The sequence below is a fragment of the Corynebacterium ciconiae DSM 44920 genome (assembly GCF_030440575.1).
GTDB classification, from domain to species: domain Bacteria; phylum Actinomycetota; class Actinomycetes; order Mycobacteriales; family Mycobacteriaceae; genus Corynebacterium; species Corynebacterium ciconiae.
Map to the genome: position 1 here is coordinate 2114627 of NZ_CP047189.1, position 19979 is coordinate 2134605.

Annotated in this window: 19 protein-coding genes and 1 CRISPR repeat array; of the genes, 6 read left to right on the forward strand and 13 right to left on the reverse strand. The window is 62.4% G+C overall.

Annotated features, from left to right (window positions below):
- Position 1 precedes the first annotated feature (1 nt).
- Entirely contained in the window at positions 2–307 is a 306-nt protein-coding gene (gene cas2 / locus CCICO_RS09250) for a CRISPR-associated endonuclease Cas2 (protein WP_018020047.1), read from the forward strand.
- 50 nt (positions 308–357) lie between these two features.
- Positions 358–1161: a CRISPR direct-repeat array (repeat unit 36 nt; unit sequence GAAGTCTATCAGGGGTATATCGAACTGAACCCCAGC).
- Between the two features lie 282 nt (positions 1162–1443).
- Here the strand turns inward: cas2 and CCICO_RS09255 are convergent.
- Together CCICO_RS09255 and CCICO_RS09260 are read right to left on the reverse strand one after the other, a co-directional pair.
- On the reverse strand, positions 1444–4383 hold the full coding sequence (locus CCICO_RS09255) for an FAD-binding and (Fe-S)-binding domain-containing protein (RefSeq protein ID WP_018020486.1): 2940 nt from the start codon (positions 4381–4383) through the stop codon (positions 1444–1446).
- A 43-nt stretch (positions 4384–4426) separates the two neighbouring features.
- Positions 4427–5383, reverse strand: a complete 957-nt coding sequence (locus tag CCICO_RS09260) for a ferredoxin family protein (protein WP_018020487.1) — start codon at positions 5381–5383, stop codon at positions 4427–4429.
- A 146-nt stretch (positions 5384–5529) separates the two neighbouring features.
- Here CCICO_RS09260 and CCICO_RS09265 point away from each other — a divergent pair, with 146 nt between their 5' ends.
- Positions 5530–6255 (forward strand): AMIN-like domain-containing (lipo)protein, encoded by a 726-nt coding sequence (locus CCICO_RS09265; RefSeq protein ID WP_018020488.1) that lies wholly within the window; start codon positions 5530–5532, stop codon positions 6253–6255.
- On the opposite strand, the gene CCICO_RS09270 is transcribed toward CCICO_RS09265, so the two are convergent.
- A complete protein-coding gene (locus CCICO_RS09270; RefSeq protein WP_026161590.1) occupies positions 6252–7874 on the reverse strand; it encodes a Y-family DNA polymerase in 1623 nt (540 codons plus the stop codon). The genes CCICO_RS09265 and CCICO_RS09270 overlap by 4 nt on opposite strands.
- A gap of 1 nt (position 7875) precedes the next feature.
- Complete coding sequence (gene imuA', locus CCICO_RS09275) at positions 7876–8646, reverse strand: DnaE2-dependent mutagenesis accessory factor ImuA' (protein WP_040358004.1); 771 nt, start codon at positions 8644–8646, stop codon at positions 7876–7878.
- Between the two features lie 163 nt (positions 8647–8809).
- Between imuA' and CCICO_RS09280 the strand changes: the two genes are divergently transcribed.
- Positions 8810–9241, forward strand: a complete 432-nt coding sequence (locus tag CCICO_RS09280) for a hypothetical protein (protein WP_018020491.1) — start codon at positions 8810–8812, stop codon at positions 9239–9241.
- 9 nt (positions 9242–9250) lie between these two features.
- Positions 9251–10081, forward strand: a complete 831-nt coding sequence (gene panC / locus CCICO_RS09285; RefSeq protein ID WP_018020492.1) for a pantoate--beta-alanine ligase — start codon at positions 9251–9253, stop codon at positions 10079–10081.
- Positions 10082–10120: 39 nt separating this feature from the next.
- Here the strand turns inward: panC and panB are convergent, their stop codons facing one another.
- The 5 genes from panB to ykgO form a co-directional block, all read right to left on the reverse strand.
- On the reverse strand, positions 10121–10948 hold the full coding sequence (panB, locus tag CCICO_RS09290) for a 3-methyl-2-oxobutanoate hydroxymethyltransferase (RefSeq protein WP_018020493.1): 828 nt from the start codon (positions 10946–10948) through the stop codon (positions 10121–10123).
- A 206-nt stretch (positions 10949–11154) separates the two neighbouring features.
- The gene (nrdE, locus tag CCICO_RS09295) at positions 11155–13302 is read right to left on the reverse strand and encodes a class 1b ribonucleoside-diphosphate reductase subunit alpha (protein WP_208854334.1); all 2148 of its coding nucleotides are present in this window, start codon (positions 13300–13302) and stop codon (positions 11155–11157) included.
- A 139-nt stretch (positions 13303–13441) separates the two neighbouring features.
- Positions 13442–13900 (reverse strand): class Ib ribonucleoside-diphosphate reductase assembly flavoprotein NrdI, encoded by a 459-nt coding sequence (nrdI, locus tag CCICO_RS09300; protein WP_018020495.1) that lies wholly within the window; start codon positions 13898–13900, stop codon positions 13442–13444.
- A 110-nt stretch (positions 13901–14010) separates the two neighbouring features.
- A complete protein-coding gene (gene nrdH / locus CCICO_RS09305) occupies positions 14011–14244 on the reverse strand; it encodes a glutaredoxin-like protein NrdH (RefSeq protein ID WP_018020496.1) in 234 nt (77 codons plus the stop codon).
- 400 nt (positions 14245–14644) lie between these two features.
- Positions 14645–14767: a type B 50S ribosomal protein L36 gene (gene ykgO / locus CCICO_RS09310; RefSeq protein ID WP_018020497.1), complete on the reverse strand. Its 123-nt coding sequence runs from the start codon at positions 14765–14767 to the stop codon at positions 14645–14647.
- A gap of 186 nt (positions 14768–14953) precedes the next feature.
- Here ykgO and nadE point away from each other — a divergent pair, with 186 nt between their 5' ends.
- On the forward strand, positions 14954–15781 hold the full coding sequence (nadE, locus tag CCICO_RS09315; protein WP_018020498.1) for an NAD(+) synthase: 828 nt from the start codon (positions 14954–14956) through the stop codon (positions 15779–15781).
- A gap of 15 nt (positions 15782–15796) precedes the next feature.
- Here the strand turns inward: nadE and CCICO_RS09320 are convergent, their stop codons facing one another.
- Positions 15797–16216: a pyridoxamine 5'-phosphate oxidase family protein gene (locus CCICO_RS09320; protein WP_018020499.1), complete on the reverse strand. Its 420-nt coding sequence runs from the start codon at positions 16214–16216 to the stop codon at positions 15797–15799.
- Between the two features lie 369 nt (positions 16217–16585).
- On the opposite strand from CCICO_RS09320, the gene CCICO_RS09325 reads away from it, so the two are divergent.
- Positions 16586–17854, forward strand: coding sequence for a YkvI family membrane protein (locus tag CCICO_RS09325; RefSeq protein WP_018020500.1), 1269 nt, complete (start codon positions 16586–16588; stop codon positions 17852–17854).
- Here CCICO_RS09325 and CCICO_RS09330 read toward each other — a convergent pair.
- Genes CCICO_RS09330 through CCICO_RS09340 form a run of 3 tightly spaced genes read right to left on the reverse strand, consistent with a single transcriptional unit; the run spans position 17851 to position 19879 of the window.
- The gene (locus CCICO_RS09330) at positions 17851–18186 is read right to left on the reverse strand and encodes a hypothetical protein (RefSeq protein ID WP_018020501.1); all 336 of its coding nucleotides are present in this window, start codon (positions 18184–18186) and stop codon (positions 17851–17853) included. The genes CCICO_RS09325 and CCICO_RS09330 overlap by 4 nt on opposite strands.
- A gap of 52 nt (positions 18187–18238) precedes the next feature.
- Positions 18239–18808: a TetR/AcrR family transcriptional regulator gene (locus CCICO_RS09335; RefSeq protein WP_018020502.1), complete on the reverse strand. Its 570-nt coding sequence runs from the start codon at positions 18806–18808 to the stop codon at positions 18239–18241.
- A 48-nt stretch (positions 18809–18856) separates the two neighbouring features.
- Positions 18857–19879, reverse strand: a complete 1023-nt coding sequence (locus tag CCICO_RS09340; RefSeq protein ID WP_018020503.1) for a GNAT family N-acetyltransferase — start codon at positions 19877–19879, stop codon at positions 18857–18859.
- Positions 19880–19979 lie beyond the last annotated feature (100 nt).

Sequence of the window (19979 nt, forward strand, 5' to 3'; positions counted from 1 at the left end):
CGTGTGGTGTGTCGTGATGTTTGATCTTCCGGTTCAAACTAAGAACCAGCGTAGGGAGGCTAATCGCTTCCGTAATCGCTTATTCGATCTCGGTTTCTGCCGAGCACAATTCAGCGTGTACGTGCAGTATTTTCCACTGGCTGCCCGTCTCAGCACAGTAGTGAAACAGGTCAAAGCGCAGCTTCCTGCAGGTGGAGAGGTTCGCATCCTATCCGTGACAGACCACCAGTGGTCAAAGGCGATCCGTTTTTCGAGCCGCAAAGAGCAAGCGGCCGAGGAAACCCCCTCGCAACTCACAATTTTTTAAATCGGAACGCAGAAAATACCCCAGCTCAAGCCCTATTTCTGAGCCTGACTGAAGTCTATCAGGGGTATATCGAACTGAACCCCAGCAGTAGCTTACGCAGCTCAGGGGACGGCGGAAGTCTATCAGGGGTATATCGAACTGAACCCCAGCTGACCGATGGGATCAAGAACGTGCCTCTGAAGTCTATCAGGGGTATATCGAACTGAACCCCAGCGGGTATGCGCAGGCCTACATGTCGAAGAGAAGTCTATCAGGGGTATATCGAACTGAACCCCAGCGCAGTCACTTATCGCGGTAGTCGCGGTGGAAGTCTATCAGGGGTATATCGAACTGAACCCCAGCGTGGTGACCGTGGCCGCGAGGTTCGTTGGAAGTCTATCAGGGGTATATCGAACTGAACCCCAGCGACGGTGCCGTCGATCATGTCCCGCGTCGAAGTCTATCAGGGGTATATCGAACTGAACCCCAGCCCGGGGAGCACGAGCTACGCGAGTTGGAGAAGTCTATCAGGGGTATATCGAACTGAACCCCAGCGGATGTAGGCGCGCTGCTTCTCGGTGGGGAAGTCTATCAGGGGTATATCGAACTGAACCCCAGCGATTCCGGTCGAGTTTCTGGTGAAGATGGAAGTCTATCAGGGGTATATCGAACTGAACCCCAGCGTTTGCCGAAGCCGGTGACTTGTACCCAGAAGTCTATCAGGGGTATATCGAACTGAACCCCAGCGCGATCTTGACTGCAGCGAACGGGTCGGGAAGTCTATCAGGGGTATATCGAACTTAACCCCAGCATGCGGCCAGCGGAATGTAAGCTTCGCCGAAGTCTATCAGGGGTATATCGAACTGAACCCCCGAATAATTCCACCTCGCCCACGCCCCGATCGCTTCAAGGCAGAGGAGTGGTCCACGCAAAAGGCGTCTGCGGTTCGTCGAGCTATGTCGCCCTTCCACGCCCTCTCCGTGAATTGGCCGCGCATCAGCCCCAGCCCCCTACTCGCCACATATGTGGACCCCGCAGGACGCCAATGTAGCCCACCTGGAAAGAGCTCAACGCGTTCCCTTTACGCCAAGCTGCTGCGGCCCCACAGAACAGCAAAATTCACGTGTGTGGAGCCGGGCCGCTTGGTACCCAACTCCCTACCGCGTCACCTCATCCAACAGGTACAGCACGTGCTCGTAGTTGCGGCCGGTGATTTGTTCCATTCCGAGCTCGCAGGTGCGGTTGGAGGATACGTAGGCGTCTACTCGTCCGTGGGCCTCGGCTTCGGCTAGGCCGATGCGTTCGTCGCGGGTGGCCGCGTCGAGAAGCTCAGGGTGGAGCATGCCGCGGTCGCCGGCGGTGCCGCAGCATCCTGCGCCGCGGGGTATGAAGGCTTCGTTGGCGGCGAAGTCGGCCACCGTGACGAGGGTTTCACTGAGTTCCATGTGGGCCAGTGAGCAGTTCGGGTGCACGGCCACCCGGCCGAGGCGCTTGGTGGGGGTGAGGTGCTCGATCAGGCGGGCGGCCCATTGGGTGGAGTCGAGGATCTCGATGCGGGCGAAGTTTTCTGCAAGCTCGCCGTCGAGGCAGTCGGGGATGCCGGAAATGATGCCGTGGGTGCAGCTGGAGGCGTCCACGATCACGGGGATGTCGCCGTGGCGGGACCACTCCCAGAGCTTCTCGGCGGTGCGGCGGGCCATGTAGGTCTTCGCATCCTTAAACCCCTTAGAGCTAAAGGGGGTGGTGCAGCAGGTGCCGGCCACATCGTTGGGAAGCGCCACCTTCTGTCCGGCGCGCCGAGAGAGTGCCATGAGGGTTTCTGGCAGGGAGGCACCGTCGCCTGAGCGACCGAACATGCGGTTCACGCAGGCTGGGAAGTACACTGCGTCGGCCGAGGACAAATCACACCCCGAAGGCAACGCAGCAGCCCCGCGAGATAGGCCATGCTCGGCGGAGGGCACGAGATCGTTATCCATGATGGAGCGCATCAACCCGGTGGCAATGGACACCGAGCGGGCGCCGAGGCTGTCTCCCACTACCTTCTTCACTGCGTCTTGGGCGCTCAGCCCGGCGCGGGCGGCGGTTTCTACTGCGGCCCAGTTTTTGGCGAGGGTCAGCGCCACCTTATTGGCAATCTGGCCGTTTTCGAGTTCGCGGAACAGCTTCATCATTTTGCCGGTGTCGATGCGCAGCGGGCAGGCGATGGCGCAGCTGGAGTCCGCGGCGCACATGTCGATGGCGTCGTAGCCGTACTCGTCGATGAGCGCGCCCAGCATCCGCGACCCGGCGGGCTGGCGCGCCATTTCGCGGCGCAGCACGATCCGCTGGCGCGGGGTGGTGGTGACATGCCGCGAGGGGCACACCTCCTCGCAGAAGCCGCATTCGATACAGGCGTTGGCGATGGCTTCGATAGCGGGGGTGGATTTGAAGTCTTGCAGGTGCACCTCAGCGTTGCGGGTGAGTTGCACGTCGGGGGCGAGAATGCCGGTGGGGTCGATGAGTCGCTTGACGCGCCACATGAGTTCGAAGGCTTGGCTGCCCCATTCGCGTTCCACCAGCGGGGCCATGTTCAGCCCGGTGCCGTGCTCGGCCTTGAGGGAGCCGTCGTATTTGCCAAGCACTAGTTCCGTCATCTCTTCGATGAACTGGTCGTAGCGGCGCACCTCGGCGGAGGAGCCGAAGGAGGGAGTCATGAAGAAGTGCAGGTTGCCGAAGGCGGCGTGCCCCATCACCGAGGGCGGGTAGTTATATTCTCGGAGCAGCTCCATGAGGTCTTTGGCTGCTTCGCCGATGCGCGCCGGCGGGAAGCACACGTCTTCGGTGATGAGCGAGGAGTTTTGAGGGCGCTGGTGCCCGAGCAGCGGCATCAGCCCGGAGCGGATCTCCCAAGCATTGGCTTGGTCGATTGCATCCTCCATGAAGTGCAGCGGGGCGATGAGCTCTGCATCGGCCAGCACGGCTTGGGCTGCCGCAACGGCATCGTCGCGTTCTTCTTCGGTGGTTCCTCCCACCTCGAGGAGAAGCGCCGAGGCGTCGTCGTCAAGCGATGCCCACTCCTCGTGCGCCCCTTTGAAGGAGCCGACCGAGCCCTTCAATACCGGGGAGACCAGCAGTTCGCAGGCCAAGGCGCCTGCCTCCATGAGGCGGTGTACGTAGTCGGCGGCGAGCTCCAAGCTGGGCAGGGTCACCCAGGTCACGGCGGTGTAGCGCGGTTTGGGCAGGGTGGCGATGTCTGCTTCGGCGATGAATCCGAGGATGCCCTCGGAGCCGATCATCAGCTTGGTGAGGATCCCGCTGGCGGTGTCTGCGTCGAGGAAGGCGTCGAGCCGCAGCCCGATGGTGTTGCGGATCGAGAATTTTGTGCGCAGGCGCGCCACAAGGGCCTCGTCGGCGCGAATCTCGTCGCGCAGATCGATCAGTCCCTGGGCAAGCTCCGGCTCGAGCCGCCAGAGGGTGTCATCGGCATCGGGCAGGCGGGTATCGATGATGGTGCCGCTCGGCAGCACAATCTTAAGCCCCTGGACGCAGTGGTAGGAGTCCTTTTCCAGGCTGCATCGCATCCCGCCGGCGTTATTGGCCAGCACTCCGCCGATCGTTGCCACGCTTGCCGACGCCGGGTCCGGCCCCAGCACCCGCCCGTAGCGAGACAGCACAGCCTGTACCCCACCCAGGGCTTCGCCGGGGCGCACCGTGACGGATTCGGGGTGTACCACGAGCCCGCGGAAGTTCTCGCGCACGTCCAGCAGGATGTCATCAGACTGGGCTTGGCCATTGAGCGAGGACCCACCGGAGCGGAAGGTGATCGTGCGATTGTTCTTCTGCGCATAGGCGAAGAGATCGGCGATGTCCTGCTCGCTGCTGGGGCTAGCCACGATCTGCGGGAAGCGCCGATAGGGGCTGGCATCGGTGGCATAGCGCACCAAGTCAAGGGCGCGGGCGCGCACCTTGTCCTCACCGATCAGCGCCTCAAGGTCCTGCTTGAGCTGCTGCGGGCTACCCTCGGCGAGCTCTTCGGGAAAATGATCCGGGTACTCGGCCCCCTCGGGCTGGGGCGGAACTCCAATGCGTGCGGGATTTTTCTGAAAGAGTGCGGGCATAGATAACAGCCTATGCCGTCATCCCATCACCCGTGTGTTTTTCCTAGCTTTCAGCCACAACACGCCGGACACGCCCCACCCACTTGTGGGCTTTCTTCGCCGGCTTGCCGCAGGACGGGATCATCTCCCCGGCTGGTCGCCGCTCGAGGAAGACGTGATAGCTCGACCCATCGGGCAGGCTCACTTCTCGCACCGTTTTCTCCGCACTGTCGTGGCCGGTGAGATCCACTTTCTCCACATAAAGCGAGCCGATCTCGGGGCTGCCATAACTGCGCGCCACCAGGATTTCCGCCACCTGGCCGGCGGCGTCGAAACAGCCGCGCCCGCGCAGCTGCGGCAGGTAGAGCTCTCCACGCTGCGCTGACTCCAGCATCTCGGTGGCGCGCTCAGCGTCCATGTAGGCATAGGAATAGCCCCAGGGCATGAGCATGAGGGTGGCGGCGAAACGGTGCCCCTTCATGTGCGAGGTCTCCCACACCCATTCCTCGTCGAAGCGCTCGCTCAGCTCCGCAGCCAGCGGCCGACCCTTAATGGCACAGCACTGATCGCGCTTGCCGTGGGTGCACACCAGCGCCAGTGGATGCGTCACCTTCTGCCCGCCATTGGCTAGCGGTGTCTCGAGGTTAAGCTCCAGCAGATCTTGAGGGCAGCGCACCTCCAACCGTTCTACTACCGGCGCCTGCAGACCGTTGCCGGTGAAGATGATGAACACGCGGTAGCGACAGCGCGGCTTCGGCCTGCCTGCTGGGCGAATCAGCTGGAAGGAGGCGTCATGCATCCCGAAGAAGTAGGTGAGCTTGCCGCTGAGCTCGCCGCCAAAAGTGCCGCCATCGAGCACATCGTGACTCCAGCCTTGGTGATGCTCAAAGAGCACAAACTTCTGGCCGGTCTTGGCCGTGCCTTCAATAGATTCCTCCCGCAGCTCCGAGCAGCGCATCTGCTCCGGCTCGCAGGACAAGCGACCATCAGTGGGGATTTCTCGGGGTGCACGCACAGTCATAATTCACTAGCTTAGTGGCCCCTTGCTTCGCGCCTCGGCACCTATGTCCGCACGCATGCTTATCGACGCCACCTACCACCCCCATTCCGTATCGCCCATGACACATCCCAGCCACGGCAGCCCAATGTAGTTAGTAGGGTGGAAGTATGAATAACACCACGAACACCCCTGTATTCTCCCGTCGTTTGGGCCGTGCCCTCACCTGCTTGGCCGTGGCCACCTCCCTCGCTGTGGCAGGCTGCTCCCCCGGTAGCTCTGATAGCGCACCCGATTCGCAGACCTCGAGCGCATCTGCCCAAGACACCTCCAGTACCCGCTCCACCGAAACTGTCACCTCCTCCACTACCCTGCCGGCCGAATACGACACGGACGACCGCGAGCCGGTGAATGAAGATCCCGGCATCAAACCGCTGGGCAAGCTCAGCGCCGCAGAGCGCACCTCGGACGAGGAATGGGGCAGCGGCACTGGCAAGGTCCTGCCCACCGCGGTGCGGGTGGGCCGCCACAAGGGTTTCGATCGCGTGGTCATTGACCTCGACGCCGAGGGCGATAGCACCCCTGGCTGGTATGCCGCCTACAAGGCCGAGCCACGCCAGCAAGCAAGCGGGCACATCATTGAAGTCGCCGGCGATACCTACCTCAACGTGGATCTCACCGGCACCGCCTACCCCATGGAATTCGGCGAGGAGTTCGACCCCCTCGACTGGAAAAACTCCTCCGGCAAGGGCATTGTGCAGGAAGTAAAAGACGCCGGCACCTTCGAGGCCCGCACCCAGTTCGTGATCGGCCTCAGCGGCGCTCAACGCCCCTTTTCAGTCACCGTGCTGAAAAACCCGCAGCGCGTCGTTATCGATATCGCGCACGACGCTTAACAGTAGCTGGCCTCAATGCGCCAGGCCCCGTGCACCCACACCAACACCCAGCCATAGACTCGGCTGTCATCACCGGCAGTGAGCTGCAGCCGAGCATGCGCAGGGTGAATACCGCCGCCTTGCGCATGCTGGGCAGACCACCATTGCTCATCAACCGGCCATGGCCCCGCCCAGCCGCTCACTCGCAGCCGCCGCGAACCCCACACCACCACCTCAGGAGCGGCACTGAGAAGCAAATCTTCTACCAACACCACCGGCTCACCGTTGGCGTCGACAAGCCCTATTCTGCTGGCCGGATGATTCCATCCCGGTCCGCGGCGAGTGGGCAGCGGCGCAGGTAGCCGCCCCGGCCACCTACCGGTGTCAGCTTCGGGAATGTGCTCACCACTACTCACATAGCCGATGCGTTCCTCCGCTCCCCGCCCTCCTTGGTCGAAGGGACGCAGCACGGTGTCGGTGCCATAGCGTGACTGCACACGCGTGATCACTTTCTCGGCCCGCTCAGCCCGCTGCGTACTATCGCCGAGGGCCTGCCACAAACCAGCTTCCGCACTGGGCTGCTCCGTTTCCATAGGGATCAGCTGCAGCTGCACAATCCCAGCGCCAAGCCCCTCCTCTTCGCTGCCTGCCTGTTGCTGCCGGCTGGTGATCCACCCACCCAACTGCCAACGCACCCTATCCGCGGTGGCGGACTCATCGAGCGGGGCGAAGGTGCGCCATATCCGCTCGAGGGTGAACTGGGTGGCGCCGTCATCCACGGTGGCCTGAATGCTCAGCTGCACGCATACCTGACCCGCCGCAGCGAGCTGCTCGTGCAGCCGCGCCGCAAGCGAGCGGGCGATGAAGGCGGCCTGATCCACACGCATGATGGGCTCCTCCGGGGTGTACACCACGGCTTCGCCCGGCCCCGCGTCTAAGGCGGGCGCAACGAGACGGGAGGTATCGGCGGCACAGATCTCATAGAGCCGCATCCCCGCGGCGGAAAAACGCGTAGCTACCGCCTCCCGCGGCAGGGCCACTAGCTCCCCACAGGTGCGCACTCCCATCTCTGCCAGCTGCCCCACCAGCCCCGGCCCGATCCCGAGGCTCGATTCAGCCCCAATCACACCCAGCCCTACTTGGTGTAGGAACGCGCGACCACCACCCGCGGGAACCACCGCCCCAAGGCGACCGGCACGGGCCGCGATGATGGCCGTGGCCAGCTCATCGGCCACCCCCGTGCGCAGGTCCACGCCCTGCTCTGAGGCGGCCGTCATGGCCAGATCGACCGCGCGATCCTCCGAACCGTAGTAGCGGGCTAGGCTATCGGCCGCCACTAGTACTAGGCCAGGTCGCAGGACCTCAATGGTGGCAGCCACCTGCGAAAGGGATTCCACAATCGCCGCGAAGGCCTCGCCATCGGCGGTATCGTCTCGGGCAGAGGTGAGCGCTTCGGGGCAGATCATCTGGGCGGCGCGTAGACGCATGCCCCGCACCACTCCCCGGCGCCGCCCCGCATGATTGACCACCCACACGCGCTGCTCGTCATGCACCACCACGGGCACATCTGGACCACTGCCCGTGGTGCGGGAAAGAACCTGCGCCGGCCAGTCGGGATACCACAATGCCAGCACCCGCATCCTAGATCACCTGCAACTGCGCTATCTCTGCACTCGTGCCGGCAGCACTCACTACCCCACCTGCTGGGCGCCCAGCCCCGCGCAGCTCGTAGCACACGGTGCGCGCAGGCAAACCTCGCTGCTGCACCTGCACATCAATATCCACTCCCGTGATCCGGCCGCGACCGGTGGCATCCACTCCGTGGAAGCGCCGCGGAATAGCGGCCAGCCGCATATCGGCATTCGACACCAACTGGGGGCTGCCAATGAGAACCACGGCGCAGTCCCCGCGGCGCAGTTTAGCCCGCAAGGCTCGCTCCGCGGCCGCACTCATACCGCTGAGCTCAGGGAGATAGGCCACCACCACATCCATCCCCTCAGCGAGCACGGAAGCGATATGCACGGTATCTTCTCCCCCACCGCGCACCACGATGATGTTTTCTAATACCCCACCTTCTTCGAGCACCTCGGCGAGGAGAAGATCCTCCCAGCCAACAAGCGCCAACCGCTGCCCATGGGCACTGATATAGGCGAGTAGAGACACCAGCAGGGCGGGGCAATCACTGGCGAGCGTGATCCCGCGACGCGGCAAACCACCACCGGAGATGACCCCCGCTATCACCGCCGGAAGCGCCACACTATCTGCTTTGTCCTGCTCTTTTCCTCCAGCCACCTCAGTAGAGGAAGCGGACTCCCCACCCTGAATACTCACCAGCTGGGCCCGGAGCGCGGCCACTTTTTGCTCACGGCTCAGCGCACTAAGATCAGGACACTGTGCACCTTCTGCACTCACAGCACCCACCCCTTTTGTGCGTTATTGCGGCCCGTTCGACACCCTCGCGTATCGAACATTCGTTCTTACTAGTGCTAGTAAACACCGCCACTCAGCGACCGTCAACCCCGTCGCTATCACCCCCTGCTCCACTGCCAGCGAAGGGGCTAGATAACCTAGGGGTATGCCGTCGATAAGCGAAGTGCGTTCTCTGCCCACCCCCATTCCCACTCCCACCCCCGTGCGTCTCGGCACCTCGGTGCTCTTTGGGTTGGGGGTGGCGGCGCTGAGCACCTCCCTGCCCCGCGGGGTGCAGGTGGCAACCATGGTTCTGTGCATCGGTGTCGGGGTGGCGCTCATTTTCACCCACCCCTACCGGCAGCGCATTCGCAGCTACCTCGAGGAGCGCGGCATGGAGTATCGCACGCGCGCCGGCATGCTCATGCCCCTGTTTCCGGTGTGGCTGGCCCTGATGCTCGCCCCGGTAACAGCACCCGCCGCCCTCTGGGCCACGGCCCTGCTTGGGCTGGCCACTTTCGGCTGGATGTGGCTGGTGTTTCCGCACGTCGATGGCACTCGGATGCTCGCATACGTGGATCAGGCGGACACGGTTTAAACTTTTTTCATGTCCTCAACTCCCCAGCTGATTCACAGCATTGCGCAGTTGCGCGCCCGTCTCGCCGAGCATGACGGCCCCGTGGCCCTGGTTCCCACCATGGGCGCCTTGCACCGCGGGCACCTTTCCCTAGTGGATCGTGCCGCCGCCCAGCCCGATGCGCTGGTGATCGTGAGCATCTTTGTTAACCCCCTCCAATTCGGCGCCGGCGAGGATCTCGATGCCTATCCCCGCACTCTCGACGCCGACATGGCGGCACTATCAGGAACAGGCGCAGATATCGTCTTTGCCCCCTCCCCCGCCGAGATGTACCCGCAGGGCCCACGCACCCTTATCCACCCCGGACCGCTGGGGACGGTGCTCGAAGGCGCGGCCCGCCCCACCCACTTCGCTGGGGTGCTTACCGTAGTGGCCAAGCTCTTCGCCATCACCGGCGCCACCGACGCCTATTTCGGGGAGAAGGACTACCAGCAGTTGGTGTTGATCCGACAGCTGGTTGCAGATCTCAACCTGCCAGTGCGTATCCACGGCTGCCCCATCGTGCGCGAGGAAGATGGCGTGGCGCTATCGTCCCGCAATCGTTATCTCTCCGCAGAACAGCGCACACTGGCCCGCACCCTTTCCGCAGCACTTGCCGCGGGGTGCGCCGCAGGCCATACCCGCGCTGAAGAGGCGGCACAGGAGGTGTGCGCCCGCCACCCCGAGGTCGTGGTGGATTACATCACCCTCACCGACCCTACACTCGGCCCCGCCCCAGCCAGCGGTCCGGCGCGGCTACTCATCGCCGCCCGAGTGGGCACCACGCGGCTGCTCGACAACGCCGCACTCGCAGACTCCTAAACCCGAGCGTGCTCGAGGCAGCGCGCCCGAGACAAGGCCTTAAAAGCAGTGCTCGGCGGCTGGGAAACTGCCCTCGCGCACCGCTTTCTTATAGGCCGCGGCGGCCTCGCTGAGCAGCTGCCCAGCCTCACCAAAGCTCTGCACGAAACGAGGGCGGCGACTGTCCGCGGGCACGGCGGCCATGTCCTGCCACACCAACACTTGGGCATCCGTGTGGGGGCCCGCGCCAATACCAATGGTGGGAATCGGGCAGGCGGCGCTAATCTCCGCAGCAAGCTCTGCGGGCACCATCTCAAACACCACCATCGCCGCCCCGGCATCCACCACTGCTTCCACGTCGCGGCGCAGGCGGGCGGCGGCGTCCTCGCTGGTTCCTTGCACTTTGAATCCACTGAGCGCGTCCACGGACTGCGGGGTAAAGCCCACATGGGCGCACACGGCCAGCCCAGCGCGGCTCAGAGCCGCGATGCGCGGGGCCATGCGCTCGCCGCCTTCGAGTTTGACCACGTGCGCGCCGCTGCGGCGGATCAGCTCGGTTGCAGAGCGCACCGCCTGTTCGTCGCTGGCCTCGTAGGTGCCGAAGGGCAGATCTACTACGACGAGCGCCTTGCCTGCACCGCGTACTACCCCGGCCGCGAGGAAAGCCATTTCGTCGAGGCTGATCTGGGTGGTGGAGTCATAGCCAAAAATCACATTGGCCGCGGAATCGCCCACGAGGAAGCATTCGATGCCCGCGGCCGCAAAGGCGCGGGTGGTGGAGTAATCATAGGAGGTGAGCATCGCCCACCGGGTGCCTTCTGCCTTGTATGTGCGCAGATCAGACAGCCGCACCTTCTTCTGTGGTACTAGGTATCCTGCCTCAGCCATGCTCGTTAGCCTAGCCCCTTTCGGCCCGCGCACCAGAAAAGCACCAGAAAAAGTGGGGGCAGCTGCGCTCTCCCCCTTTTACGGCACCAACTCCCCTTTTCATGCCACCAGCCCCACTCCCGGCGCGAGTTCACGCGGGATGTGGGGCTGGCGGGATCTTCCCAACTGCGGGCACCCCGAGGGGGTGCGGCCGAGACGGCTAGGACTTAGAGCATGCAGCTCACGCAGCCCTGCACCTCGGTGCCGGTGAGCGCGGTCTGGCGCAGGCGGATGTAGTAGATCGTTTTAATCCCCTTGCGCCAGGCGTAGATCTGGGCGCGGTTGATATCGCGAGTGGTGGCGGTGTCCTTGAAGAACAGCGTGAGCGAGAGCCCTTGGTCCACATACTTGGTGGCTACCGCGTAGGTGTCGATGATCTTCTCATAGCCGATCTCGTAGGCATCCTGGTAGTACTCCAGGTTGTCGTTGGTCATATATGGCGCCGGGTAGTAGACGCGACCAATCTTGCCTTCCTTGCGGATCTCCACCTTGGAGGCGATCGGGTGGATCGAGGAGGTGGAGTTGTTGATGTAGGAGATCGACCCGGTCGGCGGCACCGCCTGCAGGTAGCGGTTGAACATGCCGTAGGTGGCCACCGATTCCTTCAGCTCCGCCCAGTCCTCGGCGGTGGGGGTGTGAATGGTGGAGTTGGCGAAGATCTCCTTGACACGCTCGGTGCGCGGCGCGAAGTCGGCCGGATCGTAGCGGTCGAAGAATGCACCGGTGGCGTAGTCGGAGGTCTCGAACTTCGCGAAGTGCTCGCCGCGTTCCTTCGCAATCTGGTTAGAGGCCTTGATGCACTCGTACATCACCGCGGCAAAGTAGGCGTTGGTGAAGTCCAGTGCCTCCTCGGAGCCGTACTCGATGCGCTCGCGCCCCAAGAAACCGTGCAGGTTCATCTGGCCCAGGCCGATCGCATGCGCGTTGTCATTGCCCTTGCGGATCGACGGCACCGAGTCGATGGAGGTTTGCTCCGACACCGCGGTGAGCCCGCGGATGGCCGCCTCGATGGTGGCGGAGAAGTCCGGCGAGTCCACGGTCTTGGCAATGTTGAGCGAGCCGAGGTTGCAGGAGATGTCCTCGCCAATGTGGGAGTAGGTGAGATCATCGTTGTACTCCGAGGGGGTGGAGATCTGCAGGATCTCGGAGCACAGGTTGGAATGGGTGATGCGGCCATCGATGGGGTTGGCCTTGTTCACCGTGTCCTCGAACATGATGTAGGGGTAGCCGGATTCGAACTGGATCTCGGCGAGCGTCTGGAAGAACTGACGCGCGTTGATCTTGGTCTTGCGGATCCGCGGATCCTCCACCATCTCCGCGTAGTGCTCGGTAATGGACACATCGGCGAAGGGCTTGCCGTAGATACGCTCCACGTCATAGGGCGAGAAGAGGTACATATCATCGTTCTTCTTCGCCAGCTCGAAAGTGATATCGGGGATCACCACGCCAAGCGAGAGGGTCTTGATGCGGATCTTCTCATCCGCGTTCTCTCGCTTGGTGTCCAAAAAGCGCATGATGTCCGGGTGGTGGGCGTGCAGGTACACCGCACCCGCACCCTGGCGGGCACCCAGCTGGTTGGCGTAGGAGAAGGAATCCTCGAGCAGTTTCATCACCGGCACCACGCCGGAGGACTGGTTCTCGATCTTCTTAATGGGAGCGCCCTGTTCACGCAGGTTGGACAGCAGCAGCGCCACGCCGCCGCCGCGCTTGGACAGCTGCAGGGCGGAGTTGATGGCGCGGCCGATGGACTCCATGTTGTCCTCGATACGCAGCAGGAAGCAGGACACCGGTTCGCCGCGCTGGGCCTTGCCAGAGTTGAGGAAGGTGGGGGTAGCAGGCTGGAAGCGGCCGCCCATGATCTCATCCACCAGCATCTCCGCCAACCGCTCATCGCCGTCGGCGAGCGTGAGAGCCACCATGCACACCCGGTCCTCGAAGCGCTCAAGGTAGCGGCGACCATCGAAGGTGGTGAGGGTGTAGCTGGTGTAGTACTTATAGGCCCCGAGGAAGGTCTCGAAGCGGAAGCGCTTGGCATAGGCCCGCTTGAAGAGCGACTTCACGAAGGCGAAGTCCCACTTATCCAGTACGTGCTGCTCGTAGTAGTCATTCGTGAGCAGATAATCGAGCTTCTCCCGCAGGTTGTGGAAGAAGACAGTGTTCTGGTTGACGTGCTGCAGGAAGAACTGGTTGGCCGCCTCGCGGTCCTTATCAAACTGGATCTTGCCCTCATCGTCATACAGATTCAGCATCGCGTTGAGCGCGTGATAGTCCAGCTGATCTGCCTTGCGCACCGGTTCGGCCACGTTCTTTCCCATCTCGGCCACAGTTGATCGTTTCCTTTACGTCTTAATATGTTCGTTGCGCGCCACTGCCGGCGCCAACCTGTCATTGCTGTTGTTGGTACTTTTCTTCGCGGTGACAGCTCACGCCCCTAGCCATCCTAGAACACTGACTCTAGAAGCCGCTGGCATTCTCCGTGTGCTGAGAGACTGGCCGCAGCCCGAGCTGCTCAGCGTTCTCACTGAGCCCTTGCTGCACGAGGCGTACGTCCTCATCGGTGCCCATCAGTTCGAAGCGGTACACATAGGGCACGTGGCATTTGGCGGCGATGATATCCCCCGCCACCCCGAAGTCGGTGCCAAAGTTGGAATTCCCGCCAGCGATCACAGCCCTGATGAGCGAGCGATTGTGCTCATTATTGAGAAAGCGGATCACCTGGACAGGCACGGGCTTGGGCTCGCGGCCCATGATAGAAACCCCACCGCCGTAGGTGGGGCAGATCAACACGTAGGGCTCGTGCACGATGAGCGGGTCTGCGCTCTTGTGCAGCGGGATCCTCAGCGCGGGAAACCCGAGCTTATCGACGAACTTTGCCGTATTCCCCGTAGCAGAGGAGAAATACACTACAAGCATGGTGTGCCTGCCGAATCCTGTTATCTGAGTGGGCCAATAGAAACAGGGCCACTCGTTGGTGCTGTGTAACTACTACGAGTGGCCCTTCACTGTCCGCAAGCGATGAGCGGCTAGGCAACCTGGGCGCTGAGCGCGCGAATGCGCTCCGGGCGGAAGCCCGACCAGTGATCGCCATCAGCCACCACCACGGGCGCCTGCACATAGCCGAGAGCCATCACATAATCGAGGGCATCGCTATCCATGCTGATGTCCACGAGGGAGTACTCCAGACCGGCACGGTCGAGAGCCTTCTTGGTGGCGTTGCACTGCATGCAGGCGGGCTTGGTGTAGAGGGTGATAGCCATCGTCGAAAGTGTCCTTATCGCTTGGGGAATGAGTCGCAGACTGCGGGCGCTGCGGCGGAGGTAGGTCATGTCACCAACAAGGTCATCCCTGTGGCGAACTGCTGGAATAGACACTATACGTAGTGCCCATTTACCGCAAGGACACAACATGTAGTAGTTACACGCTGAGAATTCCCAAGATGACAACCGTGTAAGCACTACATCTGCCAAGGAGCTTGCCCCAGCAAAAGCACTTCTGTCTTTACCCGTCTTGGGAGAATGATAAAACCGCAGGAGGGTCGTTATCGAATCGTTATATTCACGGATCTATCCCCACCTACCTATAAAAAACACCGCCTATCCTCACATAGGTAAGGGTAGGCGGTGTATCTAGCGTAGGCTGACGCTTATGCCTGAAGGCTTAGCCCTGACGAGCCTTGAAACGGGGCTCCTTCTTGTTCAGGACGTAGACCTTGCCACGACGGCGCACAACCTGGGCGCCCGGCTTGTTCTTCAGCGACCGAAGCGACTTGCGGACCTTCATCGGGCGCTCCTTTCTATTAGCGCTTATAAGTTCTAGGGGCTTAACCCACCGCGTGGGAACCCTGCCGAACCGCGTCATGAGCGCACGGCACTCACGGGGTTCAATGACACGAACGATTATCATAGACCACCGGCGTGGCATTGTACAAAATGCCGCCGCCTCAGGTGTGGGACTACTATCGGCCGCATGCACACACTTCAAGCAGAGATCATCGACCACCTCGACGTCCACCCCACCATTGATCCGGCGGCGGAAATCACCCGCCGCGTGGATTTCTTAAGCGAGTATCTCATGACCACCGGCATGGCTGGTCTGGTTCTCGGTATCTCCGGCGGGCAGGATTCCACCCTCGCCGGCGCCCTCGCCCAGCGCGCTGTGGAGCAGTGCCGCGACCGCGGCCACAACGCCGAGTTTTATGCGGTGCGTCTGCCCTATGACCGACAATCAGATGAGGCCGATGTGGATGTGGCCATGCGCTTCATCCACCCCGATCACGAGCTGCGCATCAATATTAAGCCCGCTACCGACATGGTGGAAGACGCCGTAGCCCAAGCCCTAGATCAAACCAGCATGAGCGATTTTCACCGCGGCAATGTTAAGGCCCGCGAACGCATGGTGATGCAATATGCGATTGCCGGCGAGCGCAACCTGCTGGTGGTGGGCACCGATCACGCGGCCGAGAATGTTACGGGCTTTTTCACCAAGTTTGGCGATGGTGCCGCTGATCTTCTCCCGCTGTGGGGCTTGAACAAACGCCAGGGCGCGGCACTCCTCGCCGAGCTGGGCGCCCCAGAGAGCACCTGGACCAAGGTGCCCACCGCGGATCTCGAGGACGATCGCCCGCTGCTAGCAGACGAGGACGCCCTCGGGGTGCGCTATAGCGATATCGATGACTACCTCGAAGGCAAAGCCCTCAGCGACAGCGCCCGCGAACGCATCGAAACGCTGTGGCAGCGCGGCCGCCACAAGCGGGTGCTTCCCGCCACCTACGTAGATACTTGGTGGCGCAGCTAGTACCCGCCTTAAGCGTTAGTAGCGCTCCGGCTCTTCGCCGAGCCGGAAGGCGCGACCATTGAGCAGCCGCGGGGTGATGCGCACGAAGTTGTACTTCAGCGTCGGTAGCCACGGCTTGAGATCAAGGCCCTCGGCGTAGTCGATATCTTCGCGGCGATCGAGCACCTCCGCCGTGCCTTGCACCACCACAGACCAGGCGCGCTCCTCGGTGAAGTGATCCACCTCGAAAAGCACGTCCGGGTTGATGAAAAGCGAGAACAGCTTGTTGCCCTGCGCGGTGCGGATATAGATACAGCCATCATCCAACACGTAGTTCACGGGGAAGATGTCCATCTCGTCCTTGCGGCGCACCACCACGCGCCCCAGTTGCTGGGAGTCCAGCTTCTCGAGGCACTCATCGTCGGTGAGAATTTTTACAACATCATTGTCAGCCATAGGCCCCATTGTCCCACTCCCGCCCAGCCTTGGTGGACGGCCGCGACCGCCGGTGGGCCTGCCACATTCCCCTCCCCCAGCTCCTTGCCGCCGAGCGGGGGCCAATCTATAGCCTCCCACCTGCGCCATTAGCCCCACCCACCCCGACTGAGCAGACCCACCCACGGACGCCAGTAGTTGTGAGGATATTCACCGCCGTGCGCGGTGCGGCCACCATTTCGGGGTAGCCCCGGCGGGCCGTGGTGGGGGTGCGAGGTGGCGTCGATAAGCATGTGTGCGCAGGGCGGTGCTTTAGAAGAACAGCGCGTTTCATGGAAAGATGGGGCGACGTTACCTAACCGTAGAGATATCCCTAAGGGGCAACACACCATGAAAGAGAGCATGGCAATCGCCATGGCCTTTGTCGGACTACTTGTGGGAGCGGGCTTCGCCACCGGTAAGGAGATGATGCAATACTTCGTCTCCTTCGGCACCGGGCCTGGGGTGTGGGCGCTCGTGCTCACCGGCGTCATCCTCGTGGTGGTCAGCGCCGTGATCCTGCAGATCGGTAGCTTCTTCCTCGCCGACGAGCATGGCGCAGTGTTTAAGAACGTGGCGCACCCGCGCGTGTCTTGGATTCTGGACGTGGCGGTGTCGATCACCATGGCCACCATGGGCATGATGATGCTCGCCGGTGCCGGCTCCACCTTCGAGCAATCCTTCGGCATTCCCTCGTGGCTGGGTTCGCTGATCATGGCCGTGATCGTGTATTTCGTGTGCTTCCTCAATCCGGTGCGTGTCTCCGGAGTGATCGGTGCTGTCACCCCCGTGATGATCGTGGCCATCGTGGCGCTGTTCATCTACACGGTTGCCACCATCCCGGACGGGTTCTCTGTGGAGGCCGCCAACGAGATCGCCCGCAATGAGCCCACCCCGGTGAAGCCGTGGTGGTGGTCTGCTATTAACTATGCCGGCATGTCTTTGATCTGCGCGGTGGGTATGTCGCTGGTGATCGGCGGCTCCTACACCAAGCTCAAGGCCGTGGCGCGCGGCGGCATGCTGGGTGGGCTCATCCTCACCATCATCCTGGTGCTGGAGACCGTGGTGCTGTTCTTCAACGTGGACACCGCGGCCGGCAAGGACATCCCGATGGCAGCGATCGTCACCGAGATCCACCCGGTGGCCGGCATGGGCCTGTCACTGCTGATTCTGGTGATGATCTTCAACACCGCCCTGGGCGATGTCTATGCCTTCTCCCGCCGCATCCAGGTGGCTACCCCCGCCCCGCAGCGGGTGAACCTGCTGGTGATTCTGGGAATCAGCTGGGCAGTGAGCCTCATCGGCTTCGGCCCGCTCATCCAGATCATCTTCCCCATCCTGGGCTACATCGGCATGGTGATCGGCGTGATCTTCGTGATCTGGCGCATCCGCTGGTCGCACCTTGTGACCGGCGAGAAGCAGCGGCGCTACCGCATCCGCCAGCTCACCCGCGCCTACATCAACCCCAACATCTACGATGACAACTCCCTCGAGCTCAACCACGAGCTCGACGGCTCCAAGGCCAACAACGAAAAACTGCTGGCCACTGTGGCGGACGAGGAGCGCTCCGAGATCGACGCTGATGAGGATGTCAGCGACTATCACGAGCCCAAGGCTTAACGACGCAACCTCCGCGGCCGATACACGGCCAGGCCCGCGGCGAGCACGCACAATGCTCCCGCGGCCAGCGCCCCGATTACCCGGGCAATCAGGGACATAGTGCCCTCAACGCCGAGCGCCACGGCGAGCGCGCTCATCGCCAGCAGCGCCGCTGCGGTGTAGCCGAACAGCATTCCCCGCGCTACCCGCAGCTGGGCCACGGCCCACACCCCGCATAGCGCGCAGCCGCCTGCAAGCACGGCGGCGATAATGGCCCCTCGCGCCTCCCCGAGCACCGCGATCGCCCCCGTGATGAGAACCCCCACCGCGGTGGCAAGTGGTATCCAGCGCATATCGCTCTCCTCACATTAGATTTCAGGTGCGCAGATTATTTCGCGTCCTCGCCTACTGTGCCAGCGACCGCAGCCCCTCGAGGTAGACGCGCGCAAACCATTCCTGCTGATCATCGATGAGCTGCCGCCCCACGGCAGGTAGCTCGCGGGAGATCATGCCGATCCCCATGGCGAAACGAATGGGCGTGACATCCGCCGGAATGAAGCGATGCCGCCGCGCTTTCTTTAACACCCCTGCGAAGACCTCCGTGATGGCGGCGCGGCGTTGTTCCACGATCTCTGCCAGCAGGTTCTCGTCATAGGCGAAGCGGGAAATCTGCTCCGCCAGCGGAGTGATTCCCAGCCGCACTAGCTCGATGATCACGTCATTCCAGTTCTGCCACGGGTCCTCATCCCAGCTATGTTCATGGGCGCGCACAATATCGTGCGCCTGCGCGGTCACTCTTTCAGTAACGGCCGTCACCAGCACTCGCCGGTCGGGAAAATTGCGGTGCACCGTAGCCACGCCCACGCGGGATTCGGTGGCGATCCGCCGGAAGGACACATCGATGCCCTCCTCTTGAAAGAGGGTCTGGGCGGCTGTCACAATGGCGTCACGATTCGCCTGGGCATCTGCTCGCATCTCGGTTCGCTTTCTTCGTACTCGGGCACCACGCCTATAAGTGGAACTTTACACTCCACTTAGGTTCTGTGCGGCCGGTTGCATCCCGCGATACCCGCGCGGGGTCACCCATAGCTCCCCGCCCACCACTTTCCGCCCGACCGCAGCCGCCGTGCGTATCGACGCCACATTCGACGCCGATACATGCCCCCACACCACCGGCGTGGCCACCCCAGGCAACTCCGGCAGCTGCTCCACGAGGTGCTGAGTAGCGGCAGCCGACACCCCTGCCCCTTGAGCTTTAGGGTGTACACACTTCTCCTCCATCACCCACCCCTTGAGGCCATAGGAATGCTCCTCGCGGGCTGCGATCACTCCCACGTCTTCTCCGTCACGGCGGATAACGTACAGCAGCCCCTGCTCAGCTGCCTCACCTAAGGCCTGCTCCGTGGATGGCGTTGCCCACCACAACAGCAACGGGGCGATCTTTTCACACTCCGCATAGATCTCACCCACCAGCGGCGCAGCCTGATCTGCGGCGCACGCCACCAGCTGCACCTGCGAGTATGACGCGCAGCGCGGCGCGGCGCGAAGAACCGCCACCGATTCGGCCATGATGTAGATATCCACCTCGGCTGCAAGCCCTGAGCCCAGCTCGGCCAGCTGCCGCACCCAGCGATCTGGATCCGGCACGGTTATTCGCAGGCATCGCGGCTGTAGTTCTTCGAAATGACGCAGCGGCCCTACCTCAGGATCGGCTAGAAGTTTGAGAGCCTCCACGCTCGGCGGCGCGGAGGTGGCCACCACATCCACGAAGGGCCTGTCCAAGTCGCGATTACGAAAACGCAGGCCGCTGAGCGCCCAGGATCCGTCGATAAGCGTAACGTTCGCATTCGCCCACATCATGGGATCGCTGACTTCCAACGGGATAGCCGCATCGAGCTGCTCGGCAAAGTCGCGGTTATCGAGCCGCTCCCACTCGGGCGCAAGCCATGAGCGTACGAGATCCTCACACTCACCTGCGCCCCACCGCTTAACGGTGGGCGCAAGCCATGGGGTAGCCGCCGCTGAGATACCGCCTAGATCAATCACGCACCCCACATTATGCCCTTAGACCCGGAAAAGACATGCTTGAGCCTATTCGCCTCTGAGACAAGGCAGACACAGACATGTGTGAATACACAGGCAGCCC

Excerpts from the sequence above, each read along its gene's own strand:
- panB (WP_018020493.1), bottom strand. The coding sequence starts at position 10,948 with ATGGCTGAGGCAGGATACCTAGTACCACAGAAGAAGGTGCGGCTGTCT.
- CCICO_RS09270 (WP_026161590.1), bottom strand. The coding sequence starts at position 7,874 with ATGCGGGTGCTGGCATTGTGGTATCCCGACTGGCCGGCGCAGGTTCTT.
- CCICO_RS09320 (WP_018020499.1), bottom strand. The coding sequence starts at position 16,216 with ATGGCTGACAATGATGTTGTAAAAATTCTCACCGACGATGAGTGCCTC.
- nrdH (WP_018020496.1), bottom strand. The coding sequence starts at position 14,244 with ATGGCTATCACCCTCTACACCAAGCCCGCCTGCATGCAGTGCAACGCC.
- CCICO_RS09255 (WP_018020486.1), bottom strand. The coding sequence starts at position 4,383 with ATGCCCGCACTCTTTCAGAAAAATCCCGCACGCATTGGAGTTCCGCCC.
- CCICO_RS09265 (WP_018020488.1), top strand. The coding sequence starts at position 5,530 with ATGAATAACACCACGAACACCCCTGTATTCTCCCGTCGTTTGGGCCGT.
- CCICO_RS09330 (WP_018020501.1), bottom strand. The coding sequence starts at position 18,186 with ATGCGCTGGATACCACTTGCCACCGCGGTGGGGGTTCTCATCACGGGG.
- nrdI (WP_018020495.1), bottom strand. The coding sequence starts at position 13,900 with ATGCTTGTAGTGTATTTCTCCTCTGCTACGGGGAATACGGCAAAGTTC.
- CCICO_RS09335 (WP_018020502.1), bottom strand. The coding sequence starts at position 18,808 with ATGCGAGCAGATGCCCAGGCGAATCGTGACGCCATTGTGACAGCCGCC.
- CCICO_RS09325 (WP_018020500.1), top strand. The coding sequence starts at position 16,586 with ATGAAAGAGAGCATGGCAATCGCCATGGCCTTTGTCGGACTACTTGTG.
- nrdE (WP_208854334.1), bottom strand. The coding sequence starts at position 13,302 with ATGGGAAAGAACGTGGCCGAACCGGTGCGCAAGGCAGATCAGCTGGAC.
- nadE (WP_018020498.1), top strand. The coding sequence starts at position 14,954 with ATGCACACACTTCAAGCAGAGATCATCGACCACCTCGACGTCCACCCC.
- CCICO_RS09260 (WP_018020487.1), bottom strand. The coding sequence starts at position 5,383 with ATGACTGTGCGTGCACCCCGAGAAATCCCCACTGATGGTCGCTTGTCC.
- ykgO (WP_018020497.1), bottom strand. The coding sequence starts at position 14,767 with ATGAAGGTCCGCAAGTCGCTTCGGTCGCTGAAGAACAAGCCGGGCGCC.
- CCICO_RS09280 (WP_018020491.1), top strand. The coding sequence starts at position 8,810 with ATGCCGTCGATAAGCGAAGTGCGTTCTCTGCCCACCCCCATTCCCACT.
- panC (WP_018020492.1), top strand. The coding sequence starts at position 9,251 with ATGTCCTCAACTCCCCAGCTGATTCACAGCATTGCGCAGTTGCGCGCC.